Origin of the sequence: Thiomicrospira sp. (assembly GCF_014859555.1) — a bacterium.
In the GTDB taxonomy this organism is placed as follows: Bacteria; Pseudomonadota; Gammaproteobacteria; order Thiomicrospirales; family Thiomicrospiraceae; genus Thiomicrospira.
This window is the reverse complement of the sequence record NZ_JACUTY010000002.1, coordinates 1-15919: the sequence shown is the minus strand read 5'-3', so window position 1 is coordinate 15919 and position 15919 is coordinate 1. Positions and strand designations below refer to the sequence as shown.

At 45.9% G+C, this 15919-nt stretch carries 13 protein-coding genes; 7 read left to right on the top strand and 6 right to left on the bottom strand.

Annotation, left to right across the window (positions count from 1 at the left end; genetic code table 11):
* Positions 1 to 5: 5 nt before the first annotated feature.
* Together IBX48_RS00575 and IBX48_RS00570 are read left to right on the top strand one after the other, a co-directional pair.
* Positions 6 to 1244, top strand: coding sequence for a hypothetical protein (locus IBX48_RS00575; protein WP_296829483.1), 1239 nt, complete (start codon positions 6 to 8; stop codon positions 1242 to 1244).
* Positions 1245 to 1312: 68 nt separating this feature from the next.
* A complete protein-coding gene (locus IBX48_RS00570) occupies positions 1313 to 2329 on the top strand; it encodes an LPP20 family lipoprotein (RefSeq protein ID WP_296829480.1) in 1017 nt (338 codons plus the stop codon).
* Between the two features lie 101 nt (positions 2330 to 2430).
* Here the strand turns inward: IBX48_RS00570 and IBX48_RS00565 are convergent, their stop codons facing one another.
* A complete protein-coding gene (locus tag IBX48_RS00565) occupies positions 2431 to 4239 on the bottom strand; it encodes a DEAD/DEAH box helicase (protein WP_296829476.1) in 1809 nt (602 codons plus the stop codon).
* A 444-nt stretch (positions 4240 to 4683) separates the two neighbouring features.
* On the opposite strand from IBX48_RS00565, the gene IBX48_RS00560 reads away from it, so the two are divergent.
* The 3 genes from IBX48_RS00560 to IBX48_RS00550 all read left to right on the top strand — a co-directional run bounded on the left by IBX48_RS00560 (position 4684) and on the right by IBX48_RS00550 (position 7642).
* On the top strand, positions 4684 to 5298 hold the full coding sequence (locus tag IBX48_RS00560; protein ID WP_296829473.1) for a TetR/AcrR family transcriptional regulator: 615 nt from the start codon (positions 4684 to 4686) through the stop codon (positions 5296 to 5298).
* A 14-nt stretch (positions 5299 to 5312) separates the two neighbouring features.
* Entirely contained in the window at positions 5313 to 6335 is a 1023-nt protein-coding gene (locus IBX48_RS00555; RefSeq protein WP_296829470.1) for an MBL fold metallo-hydrolase, read from the top strand.
* Between the two features lie 95 nt (positions 6336 to 6430).
* Entirely contained in the window at positions 6431 to 7642 is a 1212-nt protein-coding gene (locus tag IBX48_RS00550) for a TIGR03862 family flavoprotein (protein ID WP_296829467.1), read from the top strand.
* A 25-nt stretch (positions 7643 to 7667) separates the two neighbouring features.
* Here IBX48_RS00550 and IBX48_RS00545 read toward each other — a convergent pair whose 3' ends face one another.
* From IBX48_RS00545 to IBX48_RS00535, 3 genes are all read right to left on the bottom strand, one after another.
* Positions 7668 to 8360 carry a response regulator gene (locus IBX48_RS00545; RefSeq protein ID WP_296829464.1) on the bottom strand — a complete coding sequence of 231 codons (693 nt, stop codon included), beginning with the start codon at positions 8358 to 8360 and terminating at the stop codon, positions 7668 to 7670.
* Positions 8357 to 9778 (bottom strand): ATP-binding protein, encoded by a 1422-nt coding sequence (locus tag IBX48_RS00540; RefSeq protein WP_296829460.1) that lies wholly within the window; start codon positions 9776 to 9778, stop codon positions 8357 to 8359. The genes IBX48_RS00545 and IBX48_RS00540 overlap by 4 nt, the downstream gene beginning before the upstream one ends.
* A gap of 185 nt (positions 9779 to 9963) precedes the next feature.
* Positions 9964 to 12207, bottom strand: coding sequence for an Orn/Lys/Arg decarboxylase N-terminal domain-containing protein (locus IBX48_RS00535; protein WP_296829456.1), 2244 nt, complete (start codon positions 12205 to 12207; stop codon positions 9964 to 9966).
* A 155-nt stretch (positions 12208 to 12362) separates the two neighbouring features.
* On the opposite strand from IBX48_RS00535, the gene IBX48_RS00530 reads away from it, so the two are divergent.
* Together IBX48_RS00530 and IBX48_RS00525 are read left to right on the top strand one after the other, a co-directional pair.
* Positions 12363 to 13280 carry a DMT family transporter gene (locus IBX48_RS00530; RefSeq protein WP_296829453.1) on the top strand — a complete coding sequence of 306 codons (918 nt, stop codon included), beginning with the start codon at positions 12363 to 12365 and terminating at the stop codon, positions 13278 to 13280.
* Positions 13281 to 13403: 123 nt separating this feature from the next.
* Positions 13404 to 13664: a DUF4282 domain-containing protein gene (locus IBX48_RS00525; RefSeq protein ID WP_296829450.1), complete on the top strand. Its 261-nt coding sequence runs from the start codon at positions 13404 to 13406 to the stop codon at positions 13662 to 13664.
* Positions 13665 to 13741: 77 nt separating this feature from the next.
* On the opposite strand, the gene chrA is transcribed toward IBX48_RS00525, so the two are convergent.
* Both chrA and IBX48_RS00515 read right to left on the bottom strand, forming a co-directional pair.
* The gene (gene chrA / locus IBX48_RS00520; RefSeq protein ID WP_296829447.1) at positions 13742 to 14902 is read right to left on the bottom strand and encodes a chromate efflux transporter; all 1161 of its coding nucleotides are present in this window, start codon (positions 14900 to 14902) and stop codon (positions 13742 to 13744) included.
* A 21-nt stretch (positions 14903 to 14923) separates the two neighbouring features.
* Positions 14924 to 15919: TRAP transporter large permease subunit (locus IBX48_RS00515; protein ID WP_296829443.1), on the bottom strand; the 996-nt coding region annotated here is incomplete at its 5' end.

The window sequence follows — 15919 nt, the reverse complement described above, 5'->3', positions numbered from 1 at the left end:
AGCTTATGATTAAACGTTACTTGGGCTTAAGCGGACTTGTGGTGGGCGTGTTGTTGACTGCCGGTTGTGCTACTTTGGGTGAGGGAGCGACCGCCTTGCTCGAAGTACCAACGGTTGAAGCCAGCGCGAATCGAGTTGCGGTTGGCACTGGTGTATTACGAGTCAATCATCATATTCTAAATAACATGCCGATTTCAGCTGACGCCAAATGGCCACAAGCGATTACGGATGAGATGAGTGATCAAGACTACAAAGCCATCCGACAAGCACTCGCGAATGACCCTTGGTATGCCACCCGGCATTATTCCGATCCCTATCAAATGCGCGTGTTGGGCGGTTATATGGCACCGGGTATTTCGCCGCTGACCTATGAGGTTTACCAAAAAATCCAGGTACTTTATGGCGCTGATGCGCAAAATTGGCCAAATGTACTTAAGTATTCGCCTAGGCTGGATCAATTTCTTGAGTTTGTCGATGCCGAAGACAAAACCCCGATTCAAATAGAAGCGGCGCAAGCAACAATGCATCCGAACCTATTTGCAGGCCTCACCTCGTTGATGCCTGTTAACTATCAAAAAGACTTAGTCGACTCGCACCAGCAAATGCAAACCGCAATTGATGAGGCGGCGTACTTAAAAAAAGATAAAGCCTATCTCGAAAAACGCCTCGAAGACAATAAAGCCACAAACAAACCCAACTATACCGGTTCTTTACGCCCTTTGAGCGTGAGTGACGTTCAGCAAATAAATGAGCAAATCGCGGTATTGGATGTGCAAATTAAACAGGCCGAACAGCAAGCCGATCAAAAGCAAGAAATTCATTTTCTGTTATTGGATTCGGCGTTAGTTGCGCTTAAAAGTGACATTAACTTGTCCGAAGATCGTGTGATGTTAGCGCAAAATATTAAACGGGTGTTGGATGATATAAAGTCCAGCGCTATGCAAGCGGGTGTGCTTTATAGCTTATCGGTGGCTTCATTAATCGGCCGTAATAGTTTTCAAAACTTTGACAAAGAACTGGTGAGTTTGGCGGTTTCAACCGCTTTGGTGCCAGTCGATAAGCGGGATTTAATGGGGGAGCGGATTGTGCGTTTAACTGAAAACGTAATTTATTTGTTACCTTCCATCGGTATGGGCAGTTATTACATAGTGAAACAATATTCGTTAGCCAATAAATATGCCAAAGTGGTAGATGTGATTATTGAAGCGGATGCCAGTCAGAAAAAAATGCAGGCTACAAAATAACAGCGTGTGGTTTCTGAGCCATTGCTTTTTTTAAAAGCGTTGAATAAATTAAGTGAGAAAGACGTCTTATGGTTAAAAATAGTTTAATAAGTTTGGTTGTGTTATTCGGGTTGGTCGGCTGTGCGTCGAGTCCAAGCAAACCACCCAGTTCAGCAAGTCAAACTGCGCAACCCAAGCCCGAGCTGATGGTGCCGCCGGACAACCAAGCGCATTTTTATGCGCAAGGTTTTGGTGAATCGGAGCAATCCGCGCAACAAGATGCGTTAGCGCGGATTGCAACACGGATTTCGGTTTCGGTTCAATCCCAAACCGAAACCAACTTATCTGTCACTATGCGTGACGGCGATGAGCAGGTTGAGCAAGACTTTAGAAACCGAGTGTTAACCCAGACCAAAGCCATTGATTTTGTCGGTGTGAGTTTGTTGGATCAACAGCGAAATGCCGGTCAAGTTGAAGTAGTGGTGAGCGTTAATCGTCAAGCCTTGATTCAGAGCTATCAAAACAAATTGAATCAAGCGCAATCTCAGTTACGCCATGACTTTGAGCTTTATAAACAAACCAGTTTGTTTGAACAGTTAAAGAATAAACCCACGATCATGCAACAGTCAGCGGAACTTATGTCAACATTAAGTGTGATGCAGGTTTTGCAGCCAACTTATAAGCCGGATGCCGTCATTAGCTTAAATCAAACCTTGTATGTGCATATGAGCCAGCAACAACAAGCGGCGGTGTTTTCGATTCAAGCCGACCAAAATTCGCAGGCCTTAGCTCAGTTGATTGAACAGCAATTAACGACGGAAAATTATAAATTATCTAATACGGGGGCGAATGTACGGATACAGCTCAGTACGCAAACTAGCCCTATGTCGGTCAGAACCACTGATGCGCGTATTGCGAGTTTAAAAATGGTGAATCGTGATAGCCAGATTACGGTCACAGACGTTAACAATCGAACCGTTTCGACCGTCAATATGAAAGCCCGCGGCGTGTCATCAGAAAGTGAACAAGCGGCGATTCGTGACACCACGGCTTATAGCCGTTTGATGCAAGGTAAAAGCATTATTGAGTTTTTAAGCGGCCAGTAAGCTCAAGATATTTATCGAACCCATAAAAAAAGCCCAACCACCAGGCCTGGTGGTTGGGCTTTTTTTATGCCAAATTTAATCTATCTGGTTAAGCTAGACGATTAAGTACGACGTGGTTTACGTGGTGCGCTTGTGCCAGGTTTACGACTTAGTTTTGGACGTGGTGCACCAGCCGATGCTGAACCACCACTTTCGTTAACTTCTGATAAGCCACTTGGCTGACCGCAAATCCAGGTTTTCTTCAAGGTCGCTAACTGCTCTTTTGATAAGTTGCTTGGCAAATCGACCAAACTGAAAGTGTCCTGAATATTCAATTGACGAATCGATGAACCTTCAATTCCGCCTTCGTTCGCAATCGCGCCAATAATATTGCCTGGCTTAACGCCGTTCGCAAACCCAACGTCTAAGCGGTAACGTTTCATGCCAGACTCCGGTGGACCATCGGTACGTGGGCGACGTGGCGCACGTTCTGGACGATCCGAACCGCGTTCTGAACCACGGTCGTTTCTACCACGACTTGGACGATCACGGCCAAAGTCACGCGAGCCACGGTCATCATCACGGAAGTTTTGACGCACAGGCTTGTCGTCTAAGAAGAAAGGCGTGTCGCCCTGCAACAGTTTAGCCAAGGCAGCGGCAATCTCTAAGGCCGGCACATTTGACGCTTGCTGCATGTCTTCGATCATTTTGTGATAGAACTCCAAGCCTTCTTGCTCCAAGGCGTCAGTAATGCGAGATTTGAATTTTTCAACGCGTTGATCGTTGATCGTTTCGGTGCTTGGTAATTCCAGCATGTCGATTTTTTTATTGGTGGCGCGCTCAATTTGCTGCAACAAACGACGTTCGCGTGGTGCCACAAATAAAATGGCATTACCTTCACGACCCGCACGACCGGTACGACCGATACGGTGAACATAACTTTCGGTGTCATAAGGAATGTCGTAGTTAATAACGTGGGTAATACGTTCAACATCCAAACCACGTGCGACCACATCGGTGGCGATTAAGATATCGATTTTGCCTTTTTTCAACTGATCAACAATACGTTCACGTTGGTTCTGAGCGATGTCGCCATTCAAAGCGGCCGCTGAATAACCACGTGCTTCTAATTTTTCCGCCAACTCAACCGTCGCCGTTTTGGTACGCACGAAAATAATCATGCCATCGAACGTGGTCGCTTCAAGAATACGAGTTAACGCATCTAATTTATGTAAACCACTAACTAACCAATAAGACTGGGTAATCAGTGAAGCCGTATTGGCTTTCTGCTTAATAATAACTTCTACCGGGTTGTTCAAATGCTTTGACGCAATTTTGTGAACTTCTTTTGGCATGGTCGCTGAGAACAGCGCAATCTGACGATCTTGTGGCGTTTGTTCTAACACCCATTCCACGTCATCAATAAAGCCCATACGTAGCATTTCGTCGGCTTCATCTAGTACCATCGCTTGAAGTTGATCAAGCTTTAAGGTGCCTTTACGCATGTGGTCCATAACGCGACCTGGCGTACCAACTACGACTTGCGCACCGCGTTTTAAGGCGCGGATTTGACCGCCATATTCTTGACCGCCATAAATAGGCAATACGTGAAAGCCTTTGATGTGATGTGCAAAACCTTGAAAGGCTTCAGCCACCTGGATCGCCAATTCGCGCGTCGGCGCTAAAACTAAAATTTGTGGGTTGGTGTTTTTTACGTCAACTCGTGACAATAAAGGCAAAGCAAACGCGGCGGTTTTACCGGTACCGGTTTGCGCCATGCCCAAAATGTCGCGGCCTTCTAAAATCGGTGGTATGGCTTGAGCCTGAATCGGAGAGGGAACCTCATAACCGATGTCTTTTAGGCCTTTTAAAACCATTGGGTCGAGATTAAAACTCTCAAAAGTGATGTCTGTGCTAGATGTGTCGCTCATAGTGGATTCCTTAATGTGCGTTAATTAAATACGCTAACACTCAATTCCACGGAGATGATGGGCGATAAAAATCCTGTCGAATAAAAAGCGAATAGCCAATATATTGCTTAACAGGTAATAAGTCACGAAGATGGCGAAAGTGCCAAAAAAATGATCCCGAGCTCCGTACGGCTCTCAGGTCTAGCGAAATCAAACCGCTTGTACAAAACAAGACAGTGAAAATAAGTCGTCACTAATGAGAGAGCATGAGGTAAAGCCAGGCAATTATATGCCATTAGTAAATTTTATACAAATCCTCTTTTAATTTATTTGACTAAGTAGGATTCGCCTGAAGGCTGAGAATAAAAACATTATTCATAATTTTTGCATTAAATAGGACTGTTATTGTTAGATCGGAACAACTAGAATGAAAGTTCATTCTAGTTGTTTGGGTTGGTGCAGAATATGCAAAACTTTTTCCATGTCGATGCGTCGTCACCGCTTAAAACCAAGGTTTTAACCAGTGCGTTGTATCTGTTCGTAGAAAAAGGCTATTTCAATACAAGTATTCCTGACTTAGTTAAACACTCGGGTGTGAGCACAGGCACGATTTATAAACACTTTGGTGACAAGCAGGGCTTGGCAAATAGTTTGATGGAGCGTTTGATTGAAGAGCTTTACCAGCAAGAGATTGCCATTATAGAGCCCCATTCTAGCGCACAAGCCCGTTATCGTGCTTTAGTGGTTTGGATGATGCAATTTAGCCTTGACTATCCTGAGGTGATGAGCTTTATACTCTATGCACGCCATAAAGATTATTTGCCGAATTCTTCCCACATCTGCTCATCTAAACCCTTTATGATTTTAAGGGATATTGTTCAGCAAGGCATCGACTCACAGGAACTGCGCAAAATGGATGGCATGGTGGCCGCGTCACTGGCGTTTGGCGGTGTGTTAAGGATGGTGCAACTCCATCTGGATGGGTTGCTGGAAAGACCATTGATGGCTTATTTGGACGAGTTGACCGACTCGGCTTGGCGAGCGATTGAAAATCCGACAAAACTTAACGTTAAAAAATAAAAAAGGAAGATACCATGAATAGACGTCATTTTATATTTGGTGCCGCGGCACTACTGGGCAGCCGTTGGGCTAATGCATCTCAAGACCCGTTAACCAAAGGGATGGATCATTATCGTGAACAGTTAACGCGTGCCGAAAAAGCGGCGGGTTATTTGGGGCCAAGAGCTTATATACCAGAAGCGGTTAAAGTCACCGAAGGTGTATATACGGTGGTAGGCAGCTTGATTTGGCATAACCCATCCAACTATGGTTTGAACAACAACCTGAGCTTTATGATTTTTGAAGATGGCGTATTTGTGTTTAATGGTGGTGCTAACCCCGCTTTAGCGAAAGCCTTGCATGAGCAAATTAAAAAACACACCAATAAGCCGGTGAAATGGGTGGCAGTTGAAAACCACCAAGGTCATGCACATTTAGGGGCGAGTTATTGGTATGACATGGGGGTGCGCAACTTCTACTCTAACCGACAAGCTTATGCTGACTTTAGTGCAAGTTGGGATATTATCAAACAGCGTTGGTCGGATGCGGTTGGGTTTCAGTACACTCAAGGTGCACACAATATTTCTGAAGAATACACAATCTTTGATGAGGAGATGGAAATTGATGTCGGCGGTGGCGAGAAAGTCTCGTTACATTACTTTGGTCCGGGCCATACTCCAGGTTCGACTGCGGTTTACGTTCCATCACGCAATGTCATTTTCCCGGGTGATTTGGCCTACAACACCCGTATGTTGGCGCTGTTTAATTACACCGACACCTTTAAGTGGGTGAAGTCGTTTGAAACCTTTATGGACTTTACACCAGAAGGCACCATTATTGTTCCGGGCCATGGTGGCCCAACCGATATGGCGACAGTTAAACGCGATACTTACGATTACTTGGTTTGGTTGCAAACCGAAGTTAAAAAGGTAATTGAATCTGGTGGTGATCTGGTCGATGCCGAAAGAATCGATCAGTCGGCTTACAAGGATCGTCCAGTATTTGATCAGACTTGGCAGGCCAATTCGCGTCATATTTATAATGAATTGACGCGCTAAACCTAAGTTAAGTATTTGCTTGATTCAAAAAGCCCCAGCTTAAGTCTGGGGCTTTTTCGTTATAATGCCTCTAATCAATAGCTGGAATTATTTAGATGAAACAGATCGCCATTATCGGTGCCGGACCGGGCGGCTTGATGGCCGCCGAAGTCTTGTCGAAACAACCAGGCCTGGTGGTCACGGTTTATGATGCGATGCCGTCGGTCGGGCGTAAGTTTTTGCAGGCCGGTCGGGGTGGACTGAATATTACCCATACCAAACCTATGAATGAATTTATGGCGGCTTATGGGACTCGGCGAGCGCAAATTGAACCTTGGATTAAAAATTTTGGCCCGAATGATATTCGTAATTGGGTGCAAAGTTTTGGTATAGATACCTTTGTGGGCAGCTCTGGTCGGGTTTATCCACAGGATATGAAGGCCGCACCTTTGTTACGTAAATGGTTGCAGCGTTTGCGCGAGCAAGGTGTGCAGTTTGCCATGCGTCACCATTGGCAAGGCTGGTCAAATGATGGCGCGCTTGTGTTTCAAACCCTTGAAGGCCAAAAAAACATTGAAGCAGATCAAGTCATCCTCGCGTTAGGGGGTGCAAGTTGGCCGCATTTGGGGTCGGACGGGCAGTGGGTTAAGTATTTTGAACCGGATCATATAACACCACTATTACCCGCCAACTGTGGCTTTGATTTAGCTTGGTCGGCGATATTTCAAGATAAATTTGCCGGTCAACCTTTAAAGTCGGTGGCATTAAATCTAACCGATTATCAGGGGCGTGTTTGGCATCAAAAAGGCGAGTGTTTGATTACGCAAGCCGGTATTGAAGGCAGTTTGATTTATGCCTTATCAGCGCCAATGCGAGATAGTTTATTGAAGCAGGGGCAAGTCGAAGCTTATTTGGATTTAATGCCAGATGTGTCGCTAGATAAGCTTAGGCAGCGCCTAAATAAACCGCGCGCCAAAATGTCTTGGTCTAACCAGTTAAAACGGGCCGGTTTGGATGCAATGCGGATTAATTTATTGCGCGAAAGGTTGGATGCTAACGCAGCGCAAGATATGCAAAAAGTTGCCCATACCCTAAAGCATTTTGAATTAAAATTGACCGCCGCCCGCCCGATCAGTGAAGCGATTAGCAGCGCGGGTGGGTTAACGTTTGAGAGCTTAAGTGAGTTTAGTGAACTAACCACCAGGCCTGGTGGTTATGCGATTGGTGAAATGCTGGATTGGGAAGCACCGACCGGTGGTTATTTACTCACCGCCGTGTTGGCACAAGCACGTTATGTCGCACAACATATTGTGAAGCAATTAGCTTAAGGAATATGGCGCTTGTGCTGACGTTTCATTCAGCCAACTCGACCTCTGTTTCGGGTTCATCAAGTATTTCAAACTTATAGCCAATGCCATATACCGAGTGAATCACTTCGGTATCCGGCCAGGCCTGGTGCAGTTTTTGGCGTAGTTTTTTGATATGGCTGTCGACGGTGCGATCCGATACCACACGGCCATCTTGATAAATTCGATTCATCAACTGGGAACGCGAAAAAATCTGACCCGGGTGTTCAAATAATACTTGAAATAAAGCAAACTCAACCGAGGTTAGCGCCACACTTTTTTGCTGAAACTGAACTTGTGAGCGAGATTCATCCAAAACCCATTCGGTCGGTGTTTGTGTCTCGTAGTGGCGGCGTAAAACGGCTTTAACGCGCGCCATGACTTCACGCGGGCTGAAAGGTTTGCAAATGTAATCATCGGCACCGATTTCTAAGCCTAAAATACGATCCAATTCTTCCACCCGCGCACTCACCATAATGATCGGCACTTGCGAGGTTTTGCGCACCCCTTTACAAATATCCAAGCCATCTACGCCCGGCAACATAATATCTAACAAGACTAAGTCGGGTTGGGTGTTGCGAATAGTTTCGACCGCGTTAACCCCGGTGTTTAAGTGCGAGGCTTGGTAACCTGCGGCCTTAGCATAATCCATTAACAAATCGGCAATACGTTGTTCGTCTTCAACAATTAGGATGTTCATTTAGGAAACGCCTCCAAGGGTAGTTGGATAGAAATAAGTAAGCCGCCTAGCGGGCTGTGTTGACAGTCTATTGTACCTTGATGCGCTTGTACAATTTGTTCCACCAAGGCCAAGCCGATGCCAGCGCCGCCATAACGACGATTGCGTGAGGCTTCGCCTCGGAAGAATCGGTCAAATAAATGCGGCAGCGCGTCATCCGGTACACCTGGTGCCGAATCTTCAATATCCAAATTTAAATTGTTTTTATTGGTTTTTAAACGGAGTTTTACCAGGCCTGGTGCATCGGTATAAGCCAGGCTGTTACTGATTAAGTTGGTCAGCATTTGCTGTAAACGGTCGGCATCACCACGGAATTTTATCTCGGAAACTGGCAGGTAGGTCTCAAGCTTAATGCCTTTTTCGCGTGCCAGGCTGATGAAGGGTTCAATTGATTGTTTAACCAGTAAGCCAAATTCAAGCGGCTGCATTTGATAACGTAAGCCACCCACGTCATTTAACGTAATTTGATAAAGATCCTCGACTAAACGATTTAGGTGGATGGCTTCGCTGTATAAGTTATCTAAACTGTCAGCATTAAGGGGGCGAATGCCATCTTTTAAGGCCTCAATGTCGCCGCGAATAATGGTTAGAGGTGTGCGTAACTCATGTGAAATATCGGCAATCCATTGGTTACGACTTTGTTGGTTTTTTTCTAGGCTGATCGCGAGGTGGTTAAAATCCTGTTGTAGTTGCCCAAGCTCATCACGCCGATTGACTTTTAAACGGGTATTAAACTTACCTGCCGTGAGCGCGCGCATACCCTGGGTGACCGATAAAATCGGTTGCAGGAAGTAGTGACCAAACGGCATTAATAATATGCCAGACAATAACACCAGAAAGAATACGCCGTAAGTTAGCAATGACCGTTGGCGTTCCGCTAGCTGGATATCTAAGGCTTCGGTCAGTTCGGCGCGATGGCTGTAGCCAATGTAACCCACTATCTGTTGATTAATTTCGATTGGAATGAATTTACGGTTTTCTTCGGTCGGAAAGCCATATAGACAGTCTTTATTGGTATCGACTAAGCTAAGGCGTTTTTCGGTAAAGTCCGGGTGGCGTTGTTTAAAGTCCGAATAGGGATAGTTTAAAAACAAATCAACCGGCACAAAAGTTTCGGTAAAGTCGACTCGGCTGGAAATGCTGACAATTTTACGCCAGGTGACTTCATCAATAATACTTAGGTCGTACTCAAATTTTTCCTCAATCACAAATTGAATATTCTTTTTGATACGCTCAAGATGCTGTTGGTCACGCTTATCCACATACTCAATTAAGCTGTTTTTGAGCATGGCGTGATTCGTGACAATCGTGCCGACGATCAAAAAAAGCCCAAAAATAAGCAGCAGGGCGATGAGTTTGACTTTGAAGCTCACAATCATTAAAGCGATTCCATGTAAGGATGTTTGAGGCAAACAGGATTAAAGTCGGCGGCTATTGTTCAGCTGGCTACCAAGTTACGAGTAGGTATTATAAAGAAGCCAGCCAATTAGATTATGAAAAAACCACGAACTTAGGCGCAAAAAGCCCGCTAAAGCGGGCTCAAAAAGATTAGATTTAAGCGAAATTAAATTTTCACGCAATCCATTGAATAGACCATTTTGCCGTCTACTTCTTCTTTTACCAGTCCGTGGATATCGGTTTCGAACCCAGGGAATTTTTCATTAAAGTTACGTGCAAATTTCAAATAGTCCATGATTTTTTGGTTGACGCGTTCCCCCGGAATTAACAATGGGATTCCCGGTGGGTAAGGCGTTAGTAGAATCGCGGTAATGCGTCCTTCTAAATCATCAACTTCAACGCGCTCAATTTTGTTATGTACCATTTTCGCGTAAGCATCGGCCGGTTTCATCGCCGGTTCCATGTGCGAAGTGTACATTTCGGTGGTTAAGCGCGCCACATCGTTTTCTTTGTACATATTGTGGATTGCATCCGACAGGTCTTTTAAACCAATGCGTTCATAACGTGGGTATTTGGCGATAAAAGTGGGCAATACACGCCACAAAGGCACGTTACGATCATAATCATCTTTAAACTGTTGCAAGGCGGTTACCATGGTGTTCCAGCGGCCTTTAGTAATACCGATGGTGAACATGATAAAGAACGAATACAAGCCAGTTTTTTCGATGATCACACCATGCTCCGACAAATAACGCGTGACAATCGCTGCTGGAATCCCGGTTTCAGAGAAGTCACCATTTACCGCCAGGCCTGGTGTAATAATCGTCGCTTTAATTGGATCAAGCATGTTGAAATTTTTGGCTAGGTTACCAAAACCATGCCAAGGTTCGTTGGCTCGCAAAATCCAGGCATCACGTTCGCCCATGCCTTCTTCGGCGAGTTCGTCTGGCCCCCAAACTTTAAACCACCATGAATCGCCAAATTCTTCGTCAACTTTGCGCATTGCACGACGGAAATCCAGCGCTTCGGCAATTGACTCTTCCACCAGAGCGGTACCGCCCGGTGGTTCCATCATAGCGGCGGCCACATCGCAGCTGGCAATAATCGAATATTGCGGGCTGGTGGAAACGTGCATTAAATAAGCTTCATTAAAACGCCCACGATCCAATAAACGTTTTGGTGATTCCTGAACCAAAATTTGACTGGCCTGGCTTAAGCCCGCCAATAATTTATGCGTGGATTGGCAAGCATAAACCATCGGACCTTCAGAGCGGTTGGTGTCGCGACCAATGGCATGCATGCCTTCATAGAAGCGGTGGAATGTTGCATGCGGCAACCAAGCTTCATCGAAATGCAGGTTTTCAACGTATTCACCCAGCGTTTTCTTGATAGTGTCTACGTTATACAAGATGCCATCATAGGTGCTTTGAGTCAGCGTCAACATTTGTGGTTTTGCGGTTGGATCGACCACCAAAGGATTGGCTTGAATTTTCTTTTTAATGGTCTCAGGATGGAACTCCGATTCCGGGATTGGGCCAATGATGCCGTAATGGTTGCGGGTTGGCATTAAGAAAACCGGCACGGCACCGGTCATAATAATGGAGTGTAAAACTGATTTATGACAGTTACGATCGACCACCACAATATCGTCATCCGCGACGTTGGCGTGCCAAACAATTTTGTTTGAGGTTGAGGTACCATTTGTTACAAAAAACAAGTGGTCGGCGCCAAAAATACGCGCCGCGTTTTGTTCTGAGTCGGCGACCGCACCGGTATGGTCTAATAGCTGACCCAGTTCATCTACCGCGTTACACACGTCGGCGCGCAACATGTTTTCGCCAAAAAACTGATGAAACATTTGCCCGACTGGGCTTTTCAAGAAAGCCACACCGCCGGAGTGTCCTGGGCAATGCCAAGAATAGGAGCCATCAGCGGCATAAGCGGTGAGCGCACGGAAAAAGGGCGGTGCTAAACCTTTCAGATACACACGTGCTTCGCGAATAATATGGCGCGCGACAAACTCAGGCGTATCTTCAAACATGTGAATAAAGCCGTGTAGTTCTTTCAATACATCATTCGGTATGTGGCGAGAAGTGCGAGTTTCGCCATATAAAAAGATTGGAATGTCGGCGTTGCGATGGCGAATTTCGCCGACGAATAAACGCAGCTTTTCAATCGCGTCATCTTTATGCGCTTCATCGGCAAACTCGTCGTCGTCGATCGATAGAATAAAACAAGAAGCACGGTTTTGCTGTTGGGCAATCATCGCCGTGTCATTAAAACTGGTGACCCCTAAGGTTTCCATGCCTTCTTTTTCAATGGCTTCAGCCAGCGCACGCACGCCTGTGCCCGAGGCATTTTCTGAGCGAAAATCTTCATCAATAATGACGACCGGGAAACGAAATTTCATAAGGGATAATGTCCTTGTTACAGCATCTAAAATAAACCAACTTTGACCCTGCATTATACAAAACCCGCGTCTAAATAAAACGAAAGTTTTGCATCTGTCATGCATTGTGTTGGCTTGTTACTATAATGGGCTTTTTGGCAGCAGGATTAGACACTGTGACACGAGGCTATTTTTGGATCGGATTTGGCTTAGCGGTGGTCGGCACTTTACTGTTTTCAGTTAAATCCATTTTGATCAAACTCGCTTACCAAGCCGGTTCGGATGCGGATGGCGTGATGCTGCTCAGAATGCTCATGGCGATACCGGTGTATGCACTGATCGCCTGGGCTTTGTGGCAACGTTACCCGCAAAAAGGTGCGCAAATTCCAGCGCGTACTTGGTTGGCGTTGATCGGGCTAGGGTTTATGGGCTATTTTGTGTCGTCATGGCTGGATTTGATGGGGTTGGAGTTGATTTCGGCACAGCTTGAACGCCTGACGTTATTCACCTATCCGATTATGGTGGCGATTTTAGGGGCGTTGTTTTTTAAGCAACCTTTAACGCGTAAAATCATTTTAGCTTTAACCTTGTCTTATATCGGCATATGGCTGATTTACGCGCAAGAAGCCAGTTTGGCGGGGGATGGCGTAGCCAAAGGCACGTTATTAGTAGCGTTAGCGGCCTTTAGTTTCGCGTTTTATGTGTTGTTTAGCCGCGCGATCATCGCTCAAGTCGGCAGTTTATGGTTTACCAGTTGGGCGATGTTGGCGGCTTGTGTTTGGGTGGTGGTATTTTTTGGTGTAACCATGAATTGGACAGAATTTGAGCTGAATCCACAGATTCTACTTTGGACTTTTTTGCTGGCGATTTTCAGTACGGTTATCCCCAGCTTTATGATTTCTGAAGCTATCGCCCGCTTAGGCCCAGCACAAACTGGCATCATCGGCAGTTTAGGGCCGGTGTTTACGATTGCATTAGCCGTCTGGATTCTGGCCGAACCTTTTACCCTGTCGCACCTAATCGGTTTTACCTTAGTTATGATCGGTGTGGGGGTGCTCACCATCAAGCGCAAAACTTCATCGAAACAGCCTTAAACACAATCGAGGCGCCCAATCCATTGATAAAACAATTTGATTGTACTTAATCCGCGTTTTGCCAAACAATGGGGGGCTAATTCACCTAGGTGAATTTTATTAAATAATGAAAGGATAGAGACCATGTTAAAGCCGATTTTAATGTTTGATTCGATGTTAACCCCAAAGATCATTACGTTTGTGTATTGGCTATTACTTGCGATTGCACTGGTGTCTGGTTTAGGTGCAATGTCGGGTTATTACGGCGTGACCTTAGGCAGCTTTTTTACCGGTTTGGCGATTATTGTGTTTGGTGGGGTATTTGCAAGAATTTGGTGTGAGTTATTAATTGTGTTGTTTAAAATTCACGAAAACTTGAAAAAAATTGCAGAAAAAGGCGATTAAAAGGACTAAATTAAGTCTGAGCCTGGCCGCTCTGGTTATCAAAAACCGGCGGCTAAATGTGGCTAAAACACAACCTCTTAACCAATCACCAGGCCTGGTGCTAGCCATTCGGCGAAAACCACCACACTCAAATTCAATAAGATCAATACAATCGCCGAAACCTTAAATCGCCAGAGTAATAACAGGTTTAAACCTAATAACCCCAAGCTTGGCAAACTCACAATTGCGTGCGGTAAAATCGGGTTAATTAAGGCCGCGATGAGAAACCCCACCACCCCAGCTTGAATCGCAACTAATCCCGCCTGAAAACTTGAGCGAGTAATGAGCTGTTGATAAAACGGCAATACGCCAATAATCCAAGCCAAACCGGCTAAAAAAATCGCTATTGTGGCGATAATGGCGCCCAGCCAGCCTTGCGTAAGTGTGCCTAAATAGGTTGCAAAACTAAACATGGGCCCGGGTAAGGTTTGTGCAAATGCATAACCGCTTAAAAAAGCCGACTCCGTCACCAGGCCTGGTTGTACCAGTTCGATTTGTAAATAAGGCAACACAACATGACCGCCGCCAAATACCAGTGCCCCGGCGCGATACAGACTATCAAACAAGGCCAGTTCTGGCAGAAAAAGCACCAGGCCTGGTAGTAGGATTAATAAACCCAAGGGTGCGACCAGTAGGGTTAACGCGAGTCGACGACTGGGCGAGCGTTGCAAACTCAGTGTGGATGCGGGGGCGTCTGTTTTTAGCCATTGGCCGAGTAACGCCAAACCAAGCAATAATAAAATCGGTGTCCAGACGCTGGGAAAGGCCAGTAATACGAATGCGCTACTGATCGCGGTTAATACCCATTCGGCACGTCTACAAAACTGTTTCGCCATGCCCCAAGTGGCCTGAATAATCACCGCAGCCGCGACAATTAATAAGGCCGGAATTAATGCCGACCAGGCCTGGTGGTAGGCAAACCAACCATAGGCCAGACCACTCATGATTAAAGCTGACGGCAAGGTAAAACCCAAAAAGGCCGCCAAAGCACCCGGCCAGCCACCACGTTGATAACCGATTAGAAAACCCAGTTGTGAGCTCGAAGGCCCGGGCAAGGCGTGGCATAACGCGATCCACTGGGCAAATTGGCTGTCGCTAAACCAAGCGCGTTTTTCGACAAACTCCTGGCGGAAAAAACCAATATGGGCCATCGGCCCGCCAAACGAGGTTAGACCTAAGCGTAAAAATATCCAAAACATCGGCTTTCCTTGGGTGAAATTTTAAGATAACAAGCTCGGCAGCCAGGTGCTTAAACTCGGCCAAAACGCCAGCAGGCCAAGCAAAAAGAGTTGAATTAATATATAAGGCCAAACACCGCGATACATATCAATGGTTTTCAGACTGGCCTGGCTGGCGACACCGCGTAAATAAAATAACGCAAACCCAAACGGCGGCGTTAAAAACGCGGTCTGTAGGTTAATCGCAATCATAATGCCCAGCCAAATGGGGTCAGCCCCTAGGATAAATAAAATCGGTGCGACAATCGGCACCACCACATAGGTGATTTCGATAAAGTCTAAAAAGAAACCCAGCACAAATAACATCACCATCACAATCAGCATCGCGGTGAATAACCCCCCGGGTAACTCGCCGAGTAAATCGTGTACTAAATCATCGCCACCCAAACCACGGAATACTAGCGAAAAGAAGGCGGCGCCAATAAAGATTAAAAAGATCATACTGGTGATTTTTAAACTGCTGAGCATCACCGATTTTAAGGTGTTTAGGCTGAGTTGACCTTTTGCCAAAGCCAACAGTAACGCACCTAATGCACCTAACGCCCCCGCTTCGGTTGGGGTCGCAATGCCACCAATGATTGAACCCAGCACCAAAACAATCAGACCAATCGGCGGCAATAAACTTTGTATAACTCGTCCAATTAAGCCGCTGTTTAAACCGGTATGTTCGGTTTTAAACGCCGGCACACGATGCGGTTGAAAAATCGCCACGCCAATCATGTAAAGGATATAAAGCCCGACCAGCACCAGGCCTGGTAGGATGGCACCGGCAAATAAATCCCCCACCGATAGGGTTTCGGGGGCAAAATTGCCTTGCTGTAACTGGGCTTGTTGATAGGCGTTGGACAGCACATCCGCCAATAAAATCAAAACAATCGACGGTGGGATGATTTGGCCAAGTGTGCCTGAGGCGCAAATCGTGCCGCTGGCAAGGCGTGGGCAATAACCTTGTTTGAGTAAAGTGGGCAGCGCTAACAA

What these genes read in the sequence shown, in the direction of transcription:
- IBX48_RS00555 (WP_296829470.1), top strand. Translation starts at nt 5,313, where the DNA reads ATGAATAGACGTCATTTTATATTTGGTGCCGCGGCACTACTGGGCAGC.
- IBX48_RS00575 (WP_296829483.1), top strand. Translation starts at nt 6, where the DNA reads ATGATTAAACGTTACTTGGGCTTAAGCGGACTTGTGGTGGGCGTGTTG.
- chrA (WP_296829447.1), bottom strand. Translation starts at nt 14,902, where the DNA reads ATGTTTTGGATATTTTTACGCTTAGGTCTAACCTCGTTTGGCGGGCCG.
- IBX48_RS00560 (WP_296829473.1), top strand. Translation starts at nt 4,684, where the DNA reads ATGCAAAACTTTTTCCATGTCGATGCGTCGTCACCGCTTAAAACCAAG.
- IBX48_RS00570 (WP_296829480.1), top strand. Translation starts at nt 1,313, where the DNA reads ATGGTTAAAAATAGTTTAATAAGTTTGGTTGTGTTATTCGGGTTGGTC.
- IBX48_RS00525 (WP_296829450.1), top strand. Translation starts at nt 13,404, where the DNA reads ATGTTAAAGCCGATTTTAATGTTTGATTCGATGTTAACCCCAAAGATC.
- IBX48_RS00545 (WP_296829464.1), bottom strand. Translation starts at nt 8,360, where the DNA reads ATGAACATCCTAATTGTTGAAGACGAACAACGTATTGCCGATTTGTTA.
- IBX48_RS00565 (WP_296829476.1), bottom strand. Translation starts at nt 4,239, where the DNA reads ATGAGCGACACATCTAGCACAGACATCACTTTTGAGAGTTTTAATCTC.
- IBX48_RS00550 (WP_296829467.1), top strand. Translation starts at nt 6,431, where the DNA reads ATGAAACAGATCGCCATTATCGGTGCCGGACCGGGCGGCTTGATGGCC.
- IBX48_RS00535 (WP_296829456.1), bottom strand. Translation starts at nt 12,207, where the DNA reads ATGAAATTTCGTTTCCCGGTCGTCATTATTGATGAAGATTTTCGCTCA.
- IBX48_RS00540 (WP_296829460.1), bottom strand. Translation starts at nt 9,778, where the DNA reads ATGATTGTGAGCTTCAAAGTCAAACTCATCGCCCTGCTGCTTATTTTT.